This is a genomic window from Amycolatopsis sp. NBC_01480, assembly GCF_036227205.1.
In the GTDB taxonomy this organism is placed as follows: Bacteria; Actinomycetota; Actinomycetes; order Mycobacteriales; family Pseudonocardiaceae; genus Amycolatopsis.
Window position 1 is genome coordinate 5,692,820 of sequence record NZ_CP109442.1, and the last position, 19,277, is coordinate 5,712,096.

The following is a 19,277-nucleotide window of genomic DNA, read 5'->3' on the forward strand; positions in this document are numbered from 1 at the left end:
GCACTCGACTCGAAGCGCCAGTTCGGGTCGCGCCTCTCGTCGTACCCGCGGTCGACCTCGATGCCCGTCCAGTTGTTCGAGCATTACATGAGGATCCTTGACTCAGCATTAAAGATCCTCATGACCCGCAACCGCCAGCTGGTCCTGCCCGGTCACGCCCGCAAGCCGTTGATCGCGGCGTCGACCGCGGCCAGGGCCGCCTTCCTGTCGAGACCTGCCCTCGAGACGAGCGAGAGGCCTTGGACCACGTACAGCAGTAGCTGGGCCTGGGCCTCAGGGCTGGCGCTCTCGGTGACTTCCCCGGCGGCCTGTGCGCGGCGCAGCGCGTCGGTAACGATGTCGGTGAACCGGCGATATGAGCGGACGACGATTTCCGTGGCTTCACTGTCGTGCGGTACGAGTTCGGCAGTCGTGTTTCCGACGAGGCAGCCGTTCGGCATCCCCACGTCGGAAATCAGTTCGTCCAGGCGAGCCGGGTGGGTCAGGATCTCGCGAAGCGCCGGGAGGAGTGGAGCAGTGTCGAGCGTGACGGTCAGGCGCCGCTCGTACACCTCCCAGTAGAGCCTGACGGCTTCGAGGTAGAAGCGGCGTTTGTCCCCGAACGTTCCGTAGAGGCTGCCGCGCTCGACGGCCAGTGCGTCGACCAGGTCTTGGATCGACGTAGCCCCGTATCCCCGGGACCAGAACAGTTCGAGCGCGCGCTCCAAAGCCTTGCCTTTGTCGAACTCGCGGGGGCGTCCGGTTCGTGCCACGTCTCCGACTCTACGACTTCTTGACAGTCCGTTCAAGAAGTCATAGCGTCCCCCTCATGACTTATGGAACGGACGCACAGAAGTCGATGAGCGCCGCTGTCGCGAAGGGTGAAGCAACGGAATTAACAGGCAGGACTGCACTCGTCACCGGATCCGGCGCGGTCGGCGGACTCAGGCATGCGACAGCCAGGGTCCTGGCCGCACAGGGCGCCGACGTGATCGTCACCGGCACCGATCCGGCGCGGTCACCGGCATTCGACCCGCAGGTTTACAAGCAGCGTCATGCCGTGGAATGCGGCATCAACCAGCTCAAACAACACCGGGCTGTGGCCACCCGCTACGACAAGTCAGCCGTGCGCTACGAAGCGACCGTTCACATCGCCTCCATCAATATCTGGCTACGACCACACATATGAAACGCGCTCTAGCCTCGCGCCTTCACGAGATGGGTTGGCCGATGCTTGATCAAATCAAGCAGAGAGTACTTCTGACCTGCGACGATGGGCCTTGACTATGGTCCTGTCGGTTGCACGGACAGAAGCGCTCTCCAGGTGAGTTGCGCATCGGATCGTACCCGCGTGTCCGCGTCGAGGGCGGTGGCAGCGGGGCGGTCTTAGACTGGCACGGTGCTGTCGGTCGAGACGGTCCACAAGTTGGGTACTGGACGCCGCGATGTCGACGGCGTTGGCGCCGTGGAGCGCACGGTCTCCCGGCTCATGGACAGCCTCGCCGAAGCTGGACCGAAGGCGCTCACCGCGATCCGGTCGCAGTCGGCCGAAGTACGGTTGCCGGCCTGGGAACTGGCCGAAGCGAACGGTCCGGCAGCCGACGGCTCGGTGATCGAAGACGTCGACGGCATGCTGGTCCTTGCGCACGCCGGGAACCAGGACGTCATCGCGACCTGGAAGAAGAACTTCGGCCATCATCCGCTCGTCGCATTCGTCGACCACGGCCAGGTTGGTTCCGGTGAGCCGGCGGCCGCGCTGCAGCGGCCAAAAACTAGGTTCCCCGACCACGGAGCCGATCGAAGAACTCGATAACGAAACAGATGCAAGTCCGTAGCACCTGTCCAAAGATCTACTGTGGTGGTCTCCGCATAAGAACCCCCGTCCGATTTGTGGGCAACACCAAGTAGCGGTGAAGGCCACGTGGGTACGTTCGAGGTTGCCGGCGAGTCACGCGCCGCCGTGCAGTCATCCCAGGTGAATCCCGAGGGGTTCAGCTCTGGTCCATGAAACCCGGTCAAGGAATCCTCGTGAGCAAACGTCATGCAGTCGCAGCCGTAGCAGCCGTCCTGGTGGTGACGGGCTGTGCCGACGACACCGAATCGCCGAAACCCTCGAACATGACGACCTCGGCCGCCTCGAGCCGGCTGTCTCCATGCGAGGTGCCGCAAATCCCCACTGCGACGTGTGGCAGCATCACGGTCCCACTGGACCGTGCCCAGCCAAACGCGGGCACGACGACAGTGGGGTTCGTCCTCATTCCGCGCACCGACCAGTCGCAGCCTTCGCTGGGCACCATCGTCACGAATCCCGGCGGTCCCGGCAACGCGACGACCGACGGCCTCGGCCACCTCTACGCCGACGGGTTGCGGCCGCTCCTGGACCGGCGTGAGCTGCTGCTCATCGACCCGCGCGGAGTCGGCAGGTCCGATCCGATCAATTGTGCCGCGCTGGCAGGCCCGGAGGTGGTCTTCGCTCCATTGGACCAGCAGCGGTCGGCCATCGGGGAATGCGGAAGGCAGCTGGGCGGCAAGGCCCGGTACTACGGCACCGCTGCCGTCGCCGACGACTTCGACGATGTGCGCACAGCGCTGGGGCTCGAGCGTCTGGACCTGCTCGGAGACTCGTACGGCACGTACCTGATGGCCACCTACGTCGCACGCCATCCCGAACACGTCAGGTCGGTCGTACTGTCCGGCGCCTACCCGGTCCACACCGACAACAACGTCTCGGGTGGTGTCGCCGTGGCAGCACTCCGACGCGCGATCGAGCTGGTGTGTGAGCGATCGACATCATGCTCCGGTGACACGGTCCTCGACGACCTCGGCCGGCTCGCGGCGAAGCTTCGCGCCAACCCGGTCAGCATGGATGTGCAGTACGAGCAGAAGAATTACCGGGTGGACCTCGACGAACGAATGCTGGCAAGCACCGTCGGTATGATCTACTCGGGCTCCGCTGACCTCGAGAAGGACTTGAAACTCGCTAAGGCCTTGGCCGCGGCCAAGACCGGCAACCTCGACCAGATACAGGAGCTGGTCCGCGAACACCTGGTCACGATCGCGAAAGACTTCGCACTAGGCGCCAAGTTTGTCTCGCAGACGCTGCTGTGGGCCACCACGTGCCATGACTACCCGGAAGACTTCGACTACGCCGACAGCTTCCCCGACCGCAAGCATGACTTCGACGACTCGGTGAAACGGCTCCCGCCTCAGGACTACACCCCCTTCTCCACCGAGGCTTGGCTCAGCAGGGACTTCTACGACCTCGGCGCCTGCCTGGAGTGGCCATCCGACCCGACGGCTGGCGCGCCCTTCGCCAAAGGCACCGAACTCCGTGACGTTCCGGCACTGGTGCTCACGGGGGATCTGGATGCCAACACGTCGATCGCCTCCGGCAAGGAAGCTGCCGCCCAGTTCCCGAACGCCAGGTTCGTCGAGGTCACAGGCGCCGGCCACACTCCCACGTACACCCCGGACGGCTTGAAGCAGATTTTGGAGTTCATTGCCCAAGACCGGTGATTGCGGCACGAGGCGGAGTCCTCGCCCGCGGTACACAGTACCGGCCTCCCTGGCGCGCCGTGGCGGACATGGCTGGGGCATATGGGTCCTGGGCAGCTGTTTATGGATTGTTCCGGTGCTGGCAACGCGCGGGTGTCTGGTCAGCAATCCTGACTGCGCTGCAGGCGGTGGCTGAGGTGGCTGGTCGGATCATGTGGGACGTGAGTGTGGATTCCACGATCGTGCGGGCGCATCAGTATGCGGCGGGTGCGCGGAAAAGGGGGATCTTCAGGCCGGGCCGCCGGGCGGGGTCACCGCCGAACCGGATGATCACGCGTTGGGGCCGTCGCGGGTGGGTGGACTACGAAGGTGCATTTGGGGTGTGAGCAGGGGCAGAAGCCGTTGTCGGTCGTGCTGACCGCCGGGCAGCGGGGTGATAGCCCGCAGTTCGTTCCGGTCCTGGCCGGGATCCGGGTGCCCCGGACGGGTGGTAGGCGGCCGCGGACGTGTCCTGATCGGGTGCCGGCGGACAAGGCTTACACGTCGAAGCCAATCGGGCTCACCTGCGCGGTCGCGGGATCAAGGCGACCATCCCGAGTAAGGCTGATCAGGACGCGTACCGCAAGGCCAAGGGGTCGAAGGGCGGGCGGCCACCGGCCTTCGACCCGAGATCTACAAGCAGCGTCACGCGGTGGAGCGCGGTATCGACCGGCTCAAATGCCACCGCGGGGTGGCCACTCGTTACGACAAGTTCGCTGTCCGCTACGAAGCCATTGTCCACGGGGCTGCGATCAACGAATGGCTCTGGCCGACTTCGATACAGGCGTTAGGACATCATGCGCCGCCCAGGTAACAGATCAGGCGGGTAGTTCCTGCCGCCGTGACCCGCCTAGGGTCGAGGTGCGAGGAGCGTCTGCAGCGCCGGACCGATGTGCCGGACGATCGCCTCGGTCTCTTCTTTGGCGAGTACGGCCACTTGCACGATCTGCCGGCCGACGACGATGCCGACGAGCATCGAGGCCGCGAGAGCGACGCGGACCTCGGTGTCGTGACTGTCCGAAGCGGACTGCCGGGCGCCTTCGGACAGGCGCGCTTCGATGAACTCGCGGAGCAGCGTGTTCGCCTTCTCGTTGGCTATCGCTCCACGAAGCATCGCGCGCAGCGCGTCGGCGTCAGGCTGATCACTCTCCCAGACGGCGAGGTGCGCACGTGCCACCCGCTCGCCAACGGACTCGGCGGGACCGCGGTACGCGCTCGCGATGCGGGAGAGCGCTTCGGGCGAAATCGACATCACGGCGCCGAACAGCTCGTCCTTCGACCGGAAGAACTGCATGACGAGGGCGGCGTCGACGCCGGCGTCCGCGGCGATCGCCCGGATCGTCGTGGCTTTGAAGCCGTCTGCCGCGAACCGCCGGCGGGCGGCGTCGAGCACCGCCTGGCGGGTCGTGTTCTGCCCGGGCCTGCGGCCGCGCCGGGTGTGCGACATCGGCCCTTCGGGTTGCTCTTCCACGTCGGCAGTCTACGATCACCAGATATCAACAGATGTTGATATGCTCACCGTAGTGAAGGGAGCTCCGATGACGCACACAGGAGTTCTGGCCGGTCCGATCAGCGGGCTGAAGTACGAAACCCCGACGCACCGTGGGCTCACGGGCAAGCAGGGCGAGTTCCGGTACGAGGAGGGGGAGCGGGTCGCCTTCCTCGTGGGAGCGACGCCCATCGGCAACGTCTCCGCGCGCCCCCGCGTGAACCTGGCGCAAATCGTCGCCCGCGTGGACGGCGACGTCGCCAAGCTGCGCGATCCGGGGCTGACGAACGTCGCCCGGTTCGTGTTCTCCCTCGGCCGGCGCGCCAGCCGGGACGAGGGGACGGAGATCGCCCCGGAGGTCCACGACATCGTCGGCCACCGGCGGATCGACTTCCGGCACGACGCCGACTTCGCGGGCACCGCCGTCGCCGACAAGGTCCAGGCGTTCGCCGACGACCCGGTCGTCGGCGAGCTCCTGCGTGACTTGACCGAAGCCGGGGTCTTCGAGGAGCTCGGGCCGCGGACGCTGTGCACGCCGGCGAGCGCCCGCAACGAGGTCCGCCGCAACGCCATGGGCATTCTGCGGTTCCGGGACGTCGAGATCCCGCTGCGGAACGGCGGGTATGTCCTCGCGGACGTCTTTCGGCCCGCCGAACCGGGGAACTACCCGGTCGTCCTCAGCTCGGGCCCCTACGGCAAGGCGTTCAACCACCACTCCATCGCGACGGCCGCCGACCTCGAAGCGCACGAGCTCATGGAGGACGACTACTTCTCGGGCAATCCCGGCGGCCAGCCGTTCGAGAACCACGAAACGGTCAACACCGCGTCCTGGGTCCCCGACGGCTACGTGGTCGTGCGGACGGACATGCCCGGCGCCGGCAACACTCCCGGACAGCTCGCTCCCTGGGGCATCGCCGGCGCCGAGGCGCTGCGCGACTGCATCGAGTGGGCGGGCGGGCAGCCGTGGTGCAACGGCAACGTCGGCACCTGGGGCATGTCCTACCTGGCGATGAACCAGCACCAGGCCGCGAGCTTGCACCCGAAGCACCTCAAGGCGATGATCGCCATCGGCACGGATGTCGACCTCTACGAGGAGGTCGCCTACAACGGCGGGATCTTCAACGAGCAGTTCTGGTCCGTCTGGAAGGCCTCCGGGATCGACCCGGCGATCGTGGGGGAGCCCGACATCGCCGATTTCATCCGGACCCTGAAGGACAGTCCGTTCCGAGACAGCGATCCGGACGCCGTCTTCGGACCGCGGGCGGACGTCTTCATGAGTCCCGATCTGACCGGCGTGACCGTGCCGCTCTGGGCGGTCGCCGCGACGACCCACTCCGCGCACTTCCACCAGCTCGGCGGCAGCAACGCTTATCTCGCCACGCCCACCTCGGACAAGAAGCTCGACCTCTGGGACGACTGGTTCCAGAAGGCCTACGCCGACGAGACCGTGGCCGCGCACAAGGCGTTCTTCGACCATTGGCTCAAAGGGATCGACAACGGGATCATGGACGCTCCGCCGGTGCGCCTCGAGATCCGGTCCGGTAACGGTGCCGCGGTCGTCCGCCACGAGGACGAGTGGCCCGTCGAACGCACCCACTACCGCCGCTGGTACTTCGACGCGGCTTCCCGGGAGCGACGGTACTTCCGGCTCACGACGACCGAGCCGACGGCCTCGGCCGAGGCGTCGTACTCGGCGGAGATCGCGCTCGTTCCGCCCGCCGCCGGCGCGGCTCTGCGCGTCGATCCCGCGTCGCCCCGGTCCGATCCGCGCGTCACCGGAATCTCGTTCCTCAGCGCGCCGTTGCCGGCCGACGCGGTCCTCGCCGGGTACGGCAAGGTCGGCATGGTGGTGTCCGCCACCAGTCACGACATGGACATCTACGTGTCGGTCCGGGTCATCGACGAGGCCGACCGCGAGGTCGACTTCACCGGTTTCGCCACGAGTGGCTTCGGTGACCGCCCCATCCCGCTCATGAAGGGCTGGCTGAAGGCGTCGCACCGCCGGATCGACGAAGAACGCAGCACGGACTACACGGTCAAGCACACCCATCGCAAGGCCGACTACGCGCCGCTCGTCCCGGATGAGGAGGTCGAGGTCGAGATCGAGCTGATCCCGAGCACCGGCCTGCTGCGGAAAGGACACCGGATCCGCGTCGACGTGCAGCCCTACGACGGGGTCGCGCACGGCATGCACCACGCCTACGACCCCACCTTTCACGACGGAGCCGTCAACACGATCCACACGGGCCCGTCGCGCCTGGGTTACGTGCAATTGCCGATCATCGATGAAGGGTAGTGAAGTTCGGGGAATGCGGTGCTCGGGCTCGAGGTCAGGAAGCTGTCCTGTGATAGTGCCGCGGGCACGGTTGTGGAGCGGTGGCATAAGTTCCGTAGAACCGAGCCATTAGTTGTCCTGGCAATGACCTGGCCGGACCTCGGCTCGGCACCACTCGCCGGCACCGGCCAGGGAGTCAGCCGGCGCCGGTGGTGGCGTGCCGTTTCCTGCGCGCCTCGCACCGGAACCAACCAGCCCGCAGACCGGCTCGGATCAGCCGGGATTTTGGGCCACACTCAGGGGATCGTTGCCCAGAAGCCGGTCAGGACCGCAGCGCCACGAGCCGGGTCTTCGGTCATCCACCAGTGGCCCAAGCCTTCGAGGACCGCCACCTGGGCACCGGCACGGGCGGCGGCTCGCCGGCGTTGTTCTTCGGTGCCGACGGCTTGGTCTGCCGTGGCCAGGATCGCCAGACCCGGACACGCCGCAGCGCGCTCCATGTCCAGCCCGAGCCCGAGCGTCCCCGGATCGGCGGCCGAGCGGTACAGCGCGAGGACCGCCCGTCCCATCGCAGCGTCCTGCCCGGCCGCGACGCGAGCCGCGACCTGCCGGCTCATTCCCCGCTCCGCCAACGCTTCTGCACGCTCCTCGGCCGTACCGCCGAACCGCGCTACGACATCGGCTTCGCCGACATCCGGTGTCTGCCAAAGGCGGGCCAGCTCGTGCCACCGGTAGCCGGGGTCGTAGATCCCGAGCACGTCGCTGACCCAGCTGCGCACGAGGTCCGGGCGGCTCAGCACGACGTTCAGCACGTGGCCACCGCCCCAGTCGTGACCCACCAGGTCCACCGGCTCGCCCAACGCCGTCAGCTCCTCGACGAGCCAGTCCCGGTAATCCGCCTGGGTGGCGCCGAACCCGGCGGGCAGCGGCGCGCCGAAACCGGGCGGTGACAGGCAGATCAGGTCGGACCGGACGCCCGCCAGTTCGGCCAGCAGCGGCTCCCAGACCGCCGTCGTCTCCGGGTTGCCGTGAACGAAGACCGCGGGCATCAGACGGCGAACGGCGTGGTCGGCTGCAGCACCGATTCCACCAGCGCCTCGCTGCGCAAATGGGCGACCGCCTGGTAGTCCGGGTCGCCGATCATGGCCGCGAACGCCTGCCGGTCCGGGTAACGGACCAGCACCACCATGTCCCAGGCTTGTCCGTCCTCGGCGACCAGGGCTCGCCCGCCGTCGCCCAGGTACTCCAGGCTCAGGCCGTAGCGGGCGTTGATCGACTGGCCGAGTGCCTCCGCGTAGCGCTGGTAGCTCTCGCGGCCGCCGTCCGGGCGGAATCGCAGCAGGTTGAGCATCACGACCGGGCCGCCCGGGTCGTCGGCCAGCAGGGCGTCGAGGGCGCGGTCGTCGATTTCGATCATCGGAAGCCTCCTGTAGCGGGGTACGGGTACGTCACCACACTACACATGCTTGTTGGGCGACATGCAAGTTACTTTGCTAGACTCCAGGCATGACCACCACCCGCCGCACCCAGCAGGAACGCCGAGACCAGGCCGAAGCCGCCCTGCTGGCCGCCGCCGCCGAACTGGTCGTCGAGCAAGGCGTTCGCTCGCTGACGCTGGCACGCGTCGGGCAACGTGCCGGCTACAGCCGCGGCATCGTCACCCATCACTTCGGCGGTAAGCAGGCACTGGTGGAACGCCTCGCCCGGGCAACGCAGGCCGGGTTCGTGCCCGGCCTTGACGATCTGCCGCCCGGGCTCGACCGTCTCCTGCGGCTGATCGACGGCTACCTCGGCGAACTCGCCCGCCTCGGCGTGTTCAACCAAGCTTTTCTGCTGTTGTGGGCCGAGGCTGCCACGCAACCCGACTTGGCGTCGATCTTCCGCGAGCGCGACGCCGCCTTCCGCGCCGACTTGCGCGTCGACGTCGAGGCCGGCATCGCGGCCGGTGTCATCGACCCCGGTCTGAGGCCCGACGACGTCGCGGTCGCCATCGTCGGGCAGCTACGCGGGATCGCTTTGCAGCGACTGTTGGACCCGCGTGGTGTGGACATCGAGCAGGTGCGCCACAGCGTCACCGGCTACTGGCGCCGGGCGCTCGCCCCGGCATAATCGAACCTCCCCTTGTTCGCTCAGTGCCGGGCGCTACGAGCGGGCTCGGCCGCGACTGCGCGAGAAGTACCGAGACGCTGCCTTGGTCGATTGCAGGCCGAGACGCTCCCGCACGAGGGAGACGTCCGCGCCGTCCTCGCGAAGCCGGACGCCACAGGTATGGCGCAACCGGAACGGGCGGAGCCCGGGTATTCCAGCGGCTTCACCCGTCAAGACCACGACGCGGGTGATCCCCGCGACAGTCATCGGCATTCCCCCCGGACCGATCCACAACGGACCTGGTCGCTCGCAGCATGCCACCCATGCTGCGAGGCGTTCCCTCGCGATATCCGGCAACGGAACCACTCGGACGTGGCCATCTTTGCGTCGCAGGTGAACGCTCGCGGCAGCGTCCACCAGGCTGAGGTCTTCGACGCGAAGGCGTACACACTCCTCCGGCGTCGCTCCGGCGTAGAGCAATACCGCAACAATCGCAGCATTGCGCACCCCACTGCGCACGGACGCACGGTCGACGTTCCGCTGTTGCATCAGGCTGAGCGGATGAACGTCCGCCGGCTGCTTCCGCGGCACGCGTTCCACCTGGATTCGTAACCCTGCACCGCGCTCGTAGAGCAGAGTCGCCGCGATGAGAGCCTGATTGATCGACGATGGAGCGGTCCCGGACTCCACGAGGTAGGCGCGCCATGACGCTACGGCAGCTTCAGCGCCACCGACGTCGGAAAACGCCGCTGAATGATTTGCCTCGTTTGCCGTGACCCATTGCACATACGCCGCAACCTGCCCTTTGTAGGCACGAACGGTGTTGACCGCGAAGCCGCAGCTGTCCAGATAGCGGCCCATGGCACCCGCGGCGTGATTGGCGAGATCGCTGACACCGCGCGCGGGAGGAACACCGACGGACTCAGCGTTCATACGCCGTCTCCAGAAATTGTCAGAACGGGGAGCAGGTGCGCAGTCACGTACCGGAGTTCAAATGAGCTGCCGTTCGGCCAGGCTGCGTCCGGTCTGCTCGATCGCGTCGGGGATCGATCGCAATGGGTGTCCGAGGAGAGTCTCGGCGGTGGTGCTGTCGAAGCGCTGGTTCTGGCCGATCAGCCATCGGTTGTCGCGCAGTTGGGGTTCGAACACGCTGGCGAGCCAGGTGAACCAGGTCGGCATCGCCCGTGCAGGCATCCTCCGGCTTGCTTCGGGAAGGCGTTCGCGGATCACTCTGGCGACGTCGATGAGTGACATCGGGTCGGTGGCGATGATCGTGCGGCGACCGGCGGCGCTCGTGGAGGTCATCGCGGCGATGTGGGCGTCGGCGACGTCCCGCACATCGACCCACGGAAGCCGAAGGTCGGGGATCATCGGGAGTGCCCCCGACATGATCTGTTGGATCGCGGTGACTGAGGTCCCAGGATCGTTCGTCAGGAGTGGCCCGACCACCGCGCCCGGGTTGATGACTGCAAGCCGGTCCGGGACCCCACGCTGCTGCACAAGCTCTCGCGCGGCCCGCTCGGCCTTGACCTTCGAGACGGTGTACGCGTTGAGGCGCGGATCGTCCGGGTCGGTCCAGTCGGCGTCGGTGTAGATGTGCCCTTTGGGTGCGCGGGCGAACTGCATCGTCGCCAACGCCGAGGTCATGACCACTCGCTCCACGCCCTCGTCCAGTGCCGCTCCGACCGCCCGGATCGCCCCCTCGACGGCGGGACGGATCAGCTCGTCCGGGTCTTTCGGTTTCGCCAACACGAACGGGGAGGCCACATGCAGTACGTATCGGCAGCTGCCGACCGCTTCCGTCCACCCCTGATCGGACAGCAGGTCGAGCTGGCAGATCTCGAGCTCTGCGGTGTCGACGCCCGCTGCCGCCATCGCCGCATGCACCTCGCCGACACGAGAGTGCGACCTCACCGAGCCACGTACCGCGTATCCGCGCCGCAGCAGCTCGGCTGCGATGTGACCACCGATGAACCCCGAGATGCCCGTGACCAGCACCATATCCGGCATATCCACCCCCGCCCGTCATCTTGACAGTGAGTAGTTTACGAAGCATCTGCTCACTGTCAAGATGACGGGATGGACAAGGAACCACTCACCGGGGATCAGTACCACCACGGCAACCTGCGCGCCGCGCTGCTCGACAGCGCGCTCGTCGTGCTGACCGAGAAAGGTGTCGCCGGGTTCAGTATGCGCGAAGCCGCACGACGGGCGGGGGTGTCGCAGTCTGCTCCCAAACATCACTTCGGTGACGCGCGCGGGCTCCTCGGTGCGCTCGCGACCCGTGCGTACCGGCAGCTCTGTGATCGGCTCGAATCACTCGAACTCGCAGGGCTCGATGCGCGAGAGAGCGTCACGTGCATCGCTGCGGAGTACGTCGCCTTCGCGGGTGAGAACCGTGCCCTGTTCGACCTGATGTGGCGGATGACGCAGTTCGACTTCACCGCACCCGAACTGGCCGAGCAGAAGCACCGCGCCCTCCTCGTCCTGGATCGAGGCCTGCGCGGTGAGGACGCCGAACCGGCGGCTGGCGACACCGACCCCGCACTGCTGCCGAGCTACGCGGTCTGGTCTCTCGTGCACGGGTACACGACCCTCGCCTTGGAGGGGGCAATCGACCGCAGCAACCCGGATCCACTGAACAGCGAACTGCTTCCCGCCATGCTCGCGCTTCTTGACGTGTCCGGCCCTCAGCGGACGAGCATTCCGTAGGGGATGAAGTACAGCCCTACACCCTCAATTGCGTTGAGCTACTACCGCACCGCTGAGGGAACTCGGGGATACGACTGGCTCTCCGCCGGCGCTGGGCTCTGGAAGCCCTCGTGATCGACCACCTCACCGTCGCCCGCGTCGCTGCCGGTCTCGGAGTCTCCTGGCACACGGCGAACATCGCCGTCGACGAACACGTCTGGCGGCACACGAAACTCGGCGACAAATACGTGACCGTGATCATCGACCTGACCCCGGTCCGCGGCAAGACCGGCCCTGCCCGCTTGCTGGACGTGGTCGAGGGTCGTTCGCAGGCCGGGTTCAAGACCTGGCTCGCCGAACGGCCCGACACTTGGCGGGACGGGATCGAGGTCGTCGCGCTGGACGGATTCACCGGCTTCACGACCGCCACCGCCGAGGAGATCCCTACCGCTGTCACGGTGATGGACCCCTTCCACGTCGTCCGCCTCGCCGGCGACGCGCTCGACACCTGCCGTGGCCGGGTCCAGCGCGACAGGTTCGGCAGACGCGGGCGGAAACACGCCCCGCTCTACAAGGCCCGCCGCACACTCCACACCGGCGCAGCCCTCCTCACCGAGAACAGCAGACCCGCCTGGAGGCACTGTTCACCGACGACCGGCACGTCGAGGTCGAGGCGACCTGGGGCATCTACCGGCGCATGATCACCGACTACCGGGAACCGGACCGCGAACTTGGGAAGAAGGTCATGCAGACCGTCATCGACACTCTCAGCAGCGGCGTTCCCACCATGCTGGCATAGCTCCGCAAGCTCGGCCGCACGCTGAAGAAACGCGCTGGAGGCATCCTCGCGTTCTTCGACCGGCCCGGCACTGAGGTTCCCCCCGAACAGTGGACAGGTCTTCAAGCAGCTTTCGCTGCGCCTGTCAGGGACTGTTCGTAGCACACAGGATTGAGCATCCCGATAGCCGAGTGACGCCTCTCATTGTTGTACCGACCGATCCACTTGTCAACTGCAGCAACAAGTTCTGCCTTGACTGTGAACGTGTGGCGGTAAAAGTACTCGTGCTTGAACGTTGACCAGAACGATTCCGCGGGGCTGTTGTCCCAGCAGATACCGGTCTCACCCATCGACCGTTTCAACCCGTACCGGTCGCAGGCTCGCGCCGTCAACCCGGCCGTGAATTCCCCACCGCGATCGGAATGCAGCACTGTGCCGGCGACACCGCGGCTGCGGCAGGCCACCGCCGCGTCGATGGCCTCACAGACCATGTCAGCACCGATATGGTCGGCGACGATGTGCCCGAGCACGCGGCGGGAATGCCCGTCGCGGATCGCGCACAAGTACAGATCACCCTCACCGCAGGTGAGGTAGGTGATGTCGGTCAGCCAGACCGCGTCGAGCTTGCCCTGGTCGAAGTTGCGTCGCACCAGATCCGGCGGAAACGACGCCGCCGGGTCAACCACCGTGGTGCGGACTTTGAAGGTGCGGGGACTGATGCCCTCGATCCCGATTCCGGCCATGATTGCCGCGACGGTTTTCTCGTTCACTGTTTCACCGCGTGCCCGTAGTTCGGCGGTGATCCGCGGGGACCCGTAGGTACCGTCGGACTCGGTGTGTACGTCGAGGATCTTCACCGCCAGATCAGCGCGGCGCTGCCGCCGGGGCGTCAACATCGTTGCTGCGGAACGTTTCATGTACGCGTAGTAGCCGGACGTCGAGACACCGAGCAGCCGCGCCATGCGCAGGACAGAGAACCGTGTGCCCTCGGGTGGTGTGGAGCCGGCGGGCTCGTCGGGGCCGGCGTACTTCGCCATCAGATCGAACCTCGCGGGTTCTTCTGCATCGCGGCAAAGTACGCCGACGCTTTTACCAAGAACGCGTTGTCCTTCTCCAGCTCGGCCACCTGCCTGCGCAATCGCAGCAGTTCGGCTTGCTCTGCAGCTTCCAGGGGTTTCTCGCCGTGGACCCCGGCGGCGGCGATCCTCCGCCGTTCGTCTTTGACCCAGACACTGAACATCCCCGGATCGATCCCCAGCTCACGGGCAACCTCGGCGATCGTGCGGTCGGAGTCGATCACACGATGCGCAGCCTCAATCTTGTACTCGGCCGTGTACGACCGACGCTTACGAGGAGGCATAACGGACATCCTTCCAGCAGGACCGCAGTCCTGCTAGCTCGGTGTCCACCGCCCAGGGGGAACCTCACACCGGCAACGGACCACCGAGCCATCAACGGGTGGCTCGAACACCTCCGCGGCTCGGCGCTCGGGTTCCGAAACCTGACCAACTACATCGCCCGGTCACTATCGAAGCTGGCGGCTTCAGACCACTCCTACTCCGCTGACTGCGATGAGCCGATATGCATGCCTGTCACATTGGGGAAGTTTCTCGCGCTTCCTGCAGCTGGCCATCACCGGACGGGCTGTCGACCACCTCGTCGATCGCATGAAGCTTGAACCGGGATGGGTCGTAATCGCCGACCTGCCACGCGAGGTCCATGGTGCCGACGCGCCGCTCATGGCCAGTGCGGACGGGTGAAGTCGGCGTTTCGATCACCAGTTCGTCGGCCCGGTCGCGTTCGACCCCGCTGGCGAGTTATTAATCCGGCCAAAAGTAGGCCGACCCCTACGTGGCGCGTAACCGTTGCTACGAAGCCGTTCGGCCGTGACGAACTACGACTGGAGTACTAGGGCGTGTTTCCTGGATCTTGATCTAGAGATCCGGTAGATCGTGGTGGGTGTTTGATCGGCACGATCTGCGTGATGAGGAGTGGGGCCGGCTGCGGTCGTTGCTGCCGTTGAATCTTGGCCGTGGTGGTCGGTGGGCTGATCACCGGGCCACGATCAACGGGGTGTTCTGGCGGGCCCGCACCGGGTGCCCGTGGCGGGACATGCCCGCCGAGTACGGAAACTGGGTGACGGTCTACAAACGGCACAACCGGTGGTCGCAGGATGGGACGTGGGCGGCGATCCTGGACCGGTTGCGGGCTGGGTGCGACGAGGCCGAAGGGATGGACTGGACGGTCGGCGCGGACTCCACCGTGGTCCGTGCGCATCAGCACGCCGCCGGAGCCCGTCACGGCCGGGCCGCCGAGGCTGACACAGGGGGCTGGGTCGAATGACACGAAATCCCGGGCTGGCCGTCAGGCTCTGGGGCGCTCGCGTGGTGGGCTTTCCACCAAGATTCATCTGGTCGCCGACCGGCGGTGCCGGCCGATCGCCCGGTTGACCAGCCCGGGTCAGCACGGTGATTCGCCCCGCTTTATCCCGCTGCTGCAGCGGATCCGGATCCGGCGTCGTGGTCTGGGCCGGTCCCGGGTCCGGCCTGCTCGGGTGATGGCGGACAAGGCTTACTCCTCCAAAGCCAACCGGGCTTACCTGCGCGGGCGCGGGATCAAGGCGGTGATCCCGGTCAAGGACGACCAGAAAGCCAACCGCCGCAAGCGCGGCTCGGCCGGTGGCAGGCCACCAGCTTTCGACGCCGAGCGCTATAAGGACCGCAACACCGTCGAGCGTGCCTTCAACAAGCTCAAAGCGTTCCGGGCCGTGGCCACCCGATACGACAAGCTCGACATCATCTATCAGGGCACCATCGACGTCGCCTCGATCAAGATCTGGCTTCGCGACCCCGTCCCATGATCCAAGAAACACGCCCTAGTCGACCTGGGCGATGAAATCCAGCAGGATCTCGGCCAGGGCTTGCGGAGATTCCTGCGCTATGAGGTGGCCGACACCTTCCACATGGGCCGAAGTGATTTCACGCGTAGTCAACTGGCGAAGGGTCTGCTCGGTGATGGGGGCATTGACGCCGTCGACACTGAGCACGGGGACGTCCAGTGGGCGAGTCTCGGCTAGCGCCCTGGTCCTGCCTCCGTCGGAGAAGATGGCCTGGTAGAGGCCCGTGGTACCGCGCCAGCCGTCTGGCCGCTTGTAGGTACGCAGGAATTCGTCGAAGTCGACCTGGGTGATCGCCCCCTGCACTCCGGTCATCATTGGATAGGCCCATCCCTCGATGAACTCGCGCTCATGGCCTGGGATGAGCATCTCCGGGATGCCGGGGGCACCCAGGAACCCGTTATGCCAGGACCCGCCGTTGTTTACGTCAGCAAGAGCCTCCAGGCCGAAGCCGGCGAGAGTCGTCTCGATGCCAGTGAAACTGAGGACATCCTCGGGGTGCGTGGCTGCGAAATGAAAACCCACGCCTCCGCTGATGTCCTGACATGCGACGTGGACGGCACCCAGGTCGATGTGCTCGACCAGCTGATGCAGATCCTCGGCGGAGGCGGATTCGCTGTAGTCCCCTTCCTCGGTGCTGGAGTCGCCGAAACCCCTGAGGTCGACAGCGATCACACGGTGAACGCGAGCCAAGATCGGGATCAGCTTGCGGAAAGCCCACCAGGTCTCCGGCCATCCATGGAGGAGCAGGATCGGGGAGCCACTGACACCTGCTGCGACATGGTGCAGGCGGGCGCCGTTGATGTCCGCCAGGTGGTGGGTCACACCGGGAATGGTCATGCCGGCGGGTTCGGTGAGAATCATGGATTCACTCCCAAATAGACAACCTTGGTTGTCCATCACATTAGACAACTAAGGTTGTCGTTGTCAACGGTCTGTCGTAAGCTCCGCGAGTGTCCCGAGCCGGTGCCGACCTCGCGCAACTACTTCTTGGCGCGTTCCGCACGTTGGCCGATCGAGCCACAGCCGAACTCATCGCCCGTGGCTACCAAGAGGTGCGACCGGTCCACGACTTCGCGCTGCAGGCGATCCTGTCCGGTGCTGACACCACCTCCGAAGTCGGCCGCCGGATGCACGTCAGCAAACAAGCTGCGGCGAAGACCATCTCCGCTCTGGAACAAAGCAACTATGTAGCGCGTGAACCCGATCCTGCGGACAGGCGCCGCCAGCGTCTCTACGTCACCGCAAACGGGCTCGCGATGCTGAGCGAAGCTGAGGCAATCTTCGACGAGCTCCGCGGGGAATGGGAGAGACAAGTGGGGGCAGCCCCGCTCGCGCAGATGGAAGGAATGCTGAGCGCACTGCTGGGCAAAGACCCTACCCAGGTCGACATCCAGGTCGACGCAGCCAAGTGGATGGCACCAGAAGCGAGTTCCTTAGGCCACTAGCCTCGATCCTTCATAAGGGTTTCGTTGCGAACGCGGTGGTGGCGGTGATTCCGGCGTCGGTGCAGAGGTCGGCCACGCGGGGTCTATGGTGCCGACGCGCCGCTCATGGCCAGTGCGGACTGATCGACGTCCGTGCGGTCGCTGTGCCGGCCAAAAGTAGGCCGACCCGTGCGCGGCACGTAACCGTTGCTACGAAGCCATTCGGCCGTGGCTGTGGTCGGATTAGTAACGGTCGGCACAGTAGTCATCGCGAGCGGCTGGGATCTCGTTGTGCTGGAACGGAGACCGCCGCCGGCCAGCTGAGGAAAGCCCGACTGCGCCGCTGCCTTCGTGCGGCTGGCGACCACTGCCGCGCTGGTCGGGATCGCCGACATCGGCGTAACCCGATGTACCTGGCGCGAAATCAGGAGCGGGGTTCTCCGTGAGGCTCAAGGTGCGGCCGGTCGCCTCCCAGCGCGGCCAGCACGGTCCGGTAGGTCAGGTCGGCCCGCGCGCCCACGTCGCCCGCCGCGATGCCCAAAGCCGGTGAGTCCGCCGGCAGCTGCGCTGCTTCGTGGACGACGGCCAGGTAGATGGCGCAGCACCACGCCGTGTCGGTGGCGGTGATCTCGCCGGCTTCGCGCAACCGCCTGAACAGCTGCGCCAGCCCGGTTGTCACCTCAGGACTCAGGGGTGTCATCTTGGTGGCCGGGTCCGCGGTGAGTTCCATGATCGCCCGGCTGTCGACCTTCAGCTCGAAGAGCAGCTCGGTCAGCCGGTACAGCGCCGCGACGGGCGGCGCCGTCGCCACTCGTGCCTGCTCGAGCCCCCGCAGGTAGCGCTCGTTGAGCAGGCGGGTCAGCGCCTCCAGCAGGGCCTTCCGGGACGAGAACCGGCGGTGGACGGTGGCGCGCGCGAGCCCCGCGGCGTCGGCGATCCGTTCCAGCGTCGCGGTCGGGTCGACCGCGAGCAACTCCTCGGCGGCCGCCAGGATCCGCGCCGTGCTGCGCTCCGCGTCCGCCCGCAAGCGCCTCGGTTCGGCGTCTGCGCTCACCCGGAACCCCCTCCTTCTCGCTCGGCTCAACCGAGAGTCCCGGATCAGCTTACATCCGAATCATCAACGTCTCGACTCGGCGACTAAATGAGACTGTGGTGTAGCATTTGTTGAGTCAAGTCAGATGCGAACGGAGAACCACCATGGATCTGGATCTTGCGGGCAAGCGTGTCCTCGTGACGGGGGCGAGCCGGGGCATCGGGCTGGCGACGGTCGAGGCGTTCGTCGCCGAAGGCGCCGAAGTCGTCGCCGTGTCGCGGAAGAACACCCGCGAGCTCGAAGCCACCGGCGCGACGTTCGTGTCCGCCGACCTCCTCGACCCCGGCGCACCGCGCCGGGTGCTCGACACCGTGCTCGCGAGCGCCCCGCGCCTCGACGTGCTCGTCAACAACGCGGGCGGCGGGGAAGCGTTCGACGCGGACCTCCTCGACCCCATCGGCGGTTCCGGCGCGGCGTGGGACGACGTGCTCGCGCTGAACCTGCGCGCCGCCGTGGAGATGACGCGGGCCGCGCTGCCGGCGTTGTCGCGGGCGCGGGGCGCGATCGTGAACATCGGCTCGAGTTCCGCGCGCGACCCGCGTGGGGTGCCGCTGTGCTATGCCGCGGCCAAGGCTGGGCTGAGCGCGTTCTCCCGTGGGTTGGCGGAGAAACTGGGGGAGACGGGTGTCCGGGTCAACGTCGTCACTCCCGGTGCCACCCGGACTGCGATCCAGACGAGCCCGGATGGCTATGTGGGACGGCTGTCGGCGAGCATGGGCCTGGACCATGAGACGGTGCTCGCGGCCATGCCGGAGCAGGCGGGCATGGTGACGGGCAAGCTGATCGAACCCGCTGAGATCGCCCGGGTGGTGCTGGTGCTGGCGTCGCCGGCGATGCCCAGCGCGGTGGGCTCCAACTGGATCGTCGACGGGGGCAGCCTCAAGACTCCGTGAAAGTCTTGACCAGGTGAAGCGTGTAACTCGAGTAGCTCGGCCGGCGCAGCCCGAGCTCGGAGCTCGCGGTTCGACCGCGCTCAACGTCGAGGCCTGGCCCGAACTCACCAGCCCTGACCCGAGCGGATCCGAGG

19 protein-coding genes and 4 pseudogenes are annotated in these 19,277 nt (G+C 66.5%); 12 read left to right on the forward strand and 11 right to left on the reverse strand.

The features are described from left to right. Nucleotides 1–152: 152 nt before the first annotated feature. Entirely contained in the window at nucleotides 153–752 is a 600-nt protein-coding gene (locus OG371_RS27265; RefSeq protein ID WP_329058056.1) for a TetR/AcrR family transcriptional regulator, read from the reverse strand. 56 nt (nucleotides 753–808) lie between these two features. Here OG371_RS27265 and OG371_RS27270 point away from each other — a divergent pair, with 56 nt between their 5' ends. The 4 genes and pseudogenes from OG371_RS27270 to OG371_RS47505 form a co-directional block, all read left to right on the forward strand. After that, complete coding sequence (locus tag OG371_RS27270; RefSeq protein WP_329058057.1) at nucleotides 809–1,168, forward strand: hypothetical protein; 360 nt, start codon at nucleotides 809–811, stop codon at nucleotides 1,166–1,168. A gap of 210 nt (nucleotides 1,169–1,378) precedes the next feature. Then, a complete protein-coding gene (locus tag OG371_RS27275) occupies nucleotides 1,379–1,792 on the forward strand; it encodes a hypothetical protein (protein WP_329058058.1) in 414 nt (137 codons plus the stop codon). A 215-nt stretch (nucleotides 1,793–2,007) separates the two neighbouring features. Further along, nucleotides 2,008–3,495 (forward strand): alpha/beta hydrolase, encoded by a 1,488-nt coding sequence (locus tag OG371_RS27280; RefSeq protein WP_329058059.1) that lies wholly within the window; start codon nucleotides 2,008–2,010, stop codon nucleotides 3,493–3,495. A gap of 390 nt (nucleotides 3,496–3,885) precedes the next feature. Further along, a pseudogene (locus OG371_RS47505) lies at nucleotides 3,886–4,053 on the forward strand (hypothetical protein); the annotation flags it as partial. 310 nt (nucleotides 4,054–4,363) lie between these two features. Here OG371_RS47505 and OG371_RS27285 read toward each other — a convergent pair. Then, nucleotides 4,364–4,984 (reverse strand): TetR/AcrR family transcriptional regulator, encoded by a 621-nt coding sequence (locus OG371_RS27285; RefSeq protein WP_329058060.1) that lies wholly within the window; start codon nucleotides 4,982–4,984, stop codon nucleotides 4,364–4,366. 67 nt (nucleotides 4,985–5,051) lie between these two features. Between OG371_RS27285 and OG371_RS27290 the strand changes: the two genes are divergently transcribed. After that, on the forward strand, nucleotides 5,052–7,298 hold the full coding sequence (locus OG371_RS27290; protein WP_329058061.1) for a CocE/NonD family hydrolase: 2,247 nt from the start codon (nucleotides 5,052–5,054) through the stop codon (nucleotides 7,296–7,298). A gap of 275 nt (nucleotides 7,299–7,573) precedes the next feature. Here OG371_RS27290 and OG371_RS27295 read toward each other — a convergent pair whose 3' ends face one another. Both OG371_RS27295 and OG371_RS27300 read right to left on the reverse strand, forming a co-directional pair. Beyond that, complete coding sequence (locus OG371_RS27295) at nucleotides 7,574–8,326, reverse strand: alpha/beta fold hydrolase (RefSeq protein ID WP_329058063.1); 753 nt, start codon at nucleotides 8,324–8,326, stop codon at nucleotides 7,574–7,576. After that, entirely contained in the window at nucleotides 8,326–8,694 is a 369-nt protein-coding gene (locus OG371_RS27300; RefSeq protein WP_329058064.1) for a DUF1330 domain-containing protein, read from the reverse strand. Before OG371_RS27300 ends, OG371_RS27295 begins: the two co-directional genes overlap by 1 nt. An 89-nt stretch (nucleotides 8,695–8,783) precedes the next feature. Here OG371_RS27300 and OG371_RS27305 point away from each other — a divergent pair, with 89 nt between their 5' ends. Next, on the forward strand, nucleotides 8,784–9,386 hold the full coding sequence (locus OG371_RS27305; RefSeq protein WP_329058065.1) for a TetR/AcrR family transcriptional regulator: 603 nt from the start codon (nucleotides 8,784–8,786) through the stop codon (nucleotides 9,384–9,386). Nucleotides 9,387–9,419: 33 nt separating this feature from the next. Here the strand turns inward: OG371_RS27305 and OG371_RS27310 are convergent, their stop codons facing one another. Both OG371_RS27310 and OG371_RS27315 read right to left on the reverse strand, forming a co-directional pair. Beyond that, complete coding sequence (locus OG371_RS27310; RefSeq protein WP_329058066.1) at nucleotides 9,420–10,298, reverse strand: tyrosine-type recombinase/integrase; 879 nt, start codon at nucleotides 10,296–10,298, stop codon at nucleotides 9,420–9,422. Between the two features lie 57 nt (nucleotides 10,299–10,355). Beyond that, nucleotides 10,356–11,366 carry an NAD-dependent epimerase/dehydratase family protein gene (locus tag OG371_RS27315; protein WP_329058067.1) on the reverse strand — a complete coding sequence of 337 codons (1,011 nt, stop codon included), beginning with the start codon at nucleotides 11,364–11,366 and terminating at the stop codon, nucleotides 10,356–10,358. A 78-nt stretch (nucleotides 11,367–11,444) separates the two neighbouring features. Here OG371_RS27315 and OG371_RS27320 point away from each other — a divergent pair, with 78 nt between their 5' ends. Next, nucleotides 11,445–12,077 (forward strand): TetR/AcrR family transcriptional regulator, encoded by a 633-nt coding sequence (locus OG371_RS27320; RefSeq protein WP_329058068.1) that lies wholly within the window; start codon nucleotides 11,445–11,447, stop codon nucleotides 12,075–12,077. Nucleotides 12,078–12,166: 89 nt separating this feature from the next. Next, nucleotides 12,167–12,945 (forward strand): annotated as a pseudogene (locus OG371_RS27325) (ISL3 family transposase); the annotation flags it as partial. Between the two features lie 11 nt (nucleotides 12,946–12,956). On the opposite strand, the gene OG371_RS27330 reads toward OG371_RS27325, so the two are convergent. Beyond that, nucleotides 12,957–13,871, reverse strand: coding sequence for an IS3 family transposase (locus OG371_RS27330; protein ID WP_329057475.1), 915 nt, complete (start codon nucleotides 13,869–13,871; stop codon nucleotides 12,957–12,959). Then, nucleotides 13,871–14,203 (reverse strand): transposase, encoded by a 333-nt coding sequence (locus OG371_RS27335; protein WP_329057902.1) that lies wholly within the window; start codon nucleotides 14,201–14,203, stop codon nucleotides 13,871–13,873. The genes OG371_RS27330 and OG371_RS27335 overlap by 1 nt, the downstream gene beginning before the upstream one ends. A 53-nt stretch (nucleotides 14,204–14,256) precedes the next feature. Between OG371_RS27335 and OG371_RS47510 the strand changes: the two are divergent. Next, a pseudogene (locus OG371_RS47510) lies at nucleotides 14,257–14,400 on the forward strand (ISL3 family transposase); the annotation flags it as partial. Between the two features lie 26 nt (nucleotides 14,401–14,426). On the opposite strand, the gene OG371_RS27340 reads toward OG371_RS47510, so the two are convergent. Continuing rightward, nucleotides 14,427–14,612 (reverse strand): hypothetical protein, encoded by a 186-nt coding sequence (locus OG371_RS27340; protein WP_329058069.1) that lies wholly within the window; start codon nucleotides 14,610–14,612, stop codon nucleotides 14,427–14,429. Nucleotides 14,613–14,793: 181 nt separating this feature from the next. On the opposite strand from OG371_RS27340, the pseudogene OG371_RS27345 reads away from it, so the two are divergent. Next, a pseudogene (locus OG371_RS27345) lies at nucleotides 14,794–15,694 on the forward strand (IS5 family transposase). A gap of 15 nt (nucleotides 15,695–15,709) precedes the next feature. On the opposite strand, the gene OG371_RS27350 reads toward OG371_RS27345, so the two are convergent. Further along, a complete protein-coding gene (locus tag OG371_RS27350) occupies nucleotides 15,710–16,594 on the reverse strand; it encodes an alpha/beta fold hydrolase (protein WP_329058070.1) in 885 nt (294 codons plus the stop codon). Nucleotides 16,595–16,683: 89 nt separating this feature from the next. On the opposite strand from OG371_RS27350, the gene OG371_RS27355 reads away from it, so the two are divergent. Beyond that, the gene (locus OG371_RS27355) at nucleotides 16,684–17,178 is read left to right on the forward strand and encodes a MarR family winged helix-turn-helix transcriptional regulator (protein ID WP_329058071.1); all 495 of its coding nucleotides are present in this window, start codon (nucleotides 16,684–16,686) and stop codon (nucleotides 17,176–17,178) included. 403 nt (nucleotides 17,179–17,581) lie between these two features. Here OG371_RS27355 and OG371_RS27360 read toward each other — a convergent pair whose 3' ends face one another. Further along, entirely contained in the window at nucleotides 17,582–18,211 is a 630-nt protein-coding gene (locus OG371_RS27360) for a TetR/AcrR family transcriptional regulator (protein WP_329058073.1), read from the reverse strand. A 143-nt stretch (nucleotides 18,212–18,354) separates the two neighbouring features. Here OG371_RS27360 and OG371_RS27365 point away from each other — a divergent pair, with 143 nt between their 5' ends. Continuing rightward, nucleotides 18,355–19,143, forward strand: a complete 789-nt coding sequence (locus OG371_RS27365) for an SDR family NAD(P)-dependent oxidoreductase (protein ID WP_329058074.1) — start codon at nucleotides 18,355–18,357, stop codon at nucleotides 19,141–19,143. Nucleotides 19,144–19,277 lie beyond the last annotated feature (134 nt).

Excerpts from the sequence above, each read along its gene's own strand:
- OG371_RS27270 (WP_329058057.1), top strand. The coding sequence starts at position 809 with ATGACTTATGGAACGGACGCACAGAAGTCGATGAGCGCCGCTGTCGCG.
- OG371_RS27290 (WP_329058061.1), top strand. The coding sequence starts at position 5,052 with ATGACGCACACAGGAGTTCTGGCCGGTCCGATCAGCGGGCTGAAGTAC.
- OG371_RS27295 (WP_329058063.1), bottom strand. The coding sequence starts at position 8,326 with ATGCCCGCGGTCTTCGTTCACGGCAACCCGGAGACGACGGCGGTCTGG.
- OG371_RS27300 (WP_329058064.1), bottom strand. The coding sequence starts at position 8,694 with ATGATCGAAATCGACGACCGCGCCCTCGACGCCCTGCTGGCCGACGAC.
- OG371_RS27305 (WP_329058065.1), top strand. The coding sequence starts at position 8,784 with ATGACCACCACCCGCCGCACCCAGCAGGAACGCCGAGACCAGGCCGAA.
- OG371_RS27310 (WP_329058066.1), bottom strand. The coding sequence starts at position 10,298 with ATGAACGCTGAGTCCGTCGGTGTTCCTCCCGCGCGCGGTGTCAGCGAT.
- OG371_RS27315 (WP_329058067.1), bottom strand. The coding sequence starts at position 11,366 with ATGGTGCTGGTCACGGGCATCTCGGGGTTCATCGGTGGTCACATCGCA.
- OG371_RS27320 (WP_329058068.1), top strand. The coding sequence starts at position 11,445 with ATGGACAAGGAACCACTCACCGGGGATCAGTACCACCACGGCAACCTG.
- OG371_RS27330 (WP_329057475.1), bottom strand. The coding sequence starts at position 13,871 with ATGGCGAAGTACGCCGGCCCCGACGAGCCCGCCGGCTCCACACCACCC.
- OG371_RS27335 (WP_329057902.1), bottom strand. The coding sequence starts at position 14,203 with ATGTCCGTTATGCCTCCTCGTAAGCGTCGGTCGTACACGGCCGAGTAC.
- OG371_RS27350 (WP_329058070.1), bottom strand. The coding sequence starts at position 16,594 with ATGATTCTCACCGAACCCGCCGGCATGACCATTCCCGGTGTGACCCAC.
- OG371_RS27365 (WP_329058074.1), top strand. The coding sequence starts at position 18,355 with ATGGATCTGGATCTTGCGGGCAAGCGTGTCCTCGTGACGGGGGCGAGC.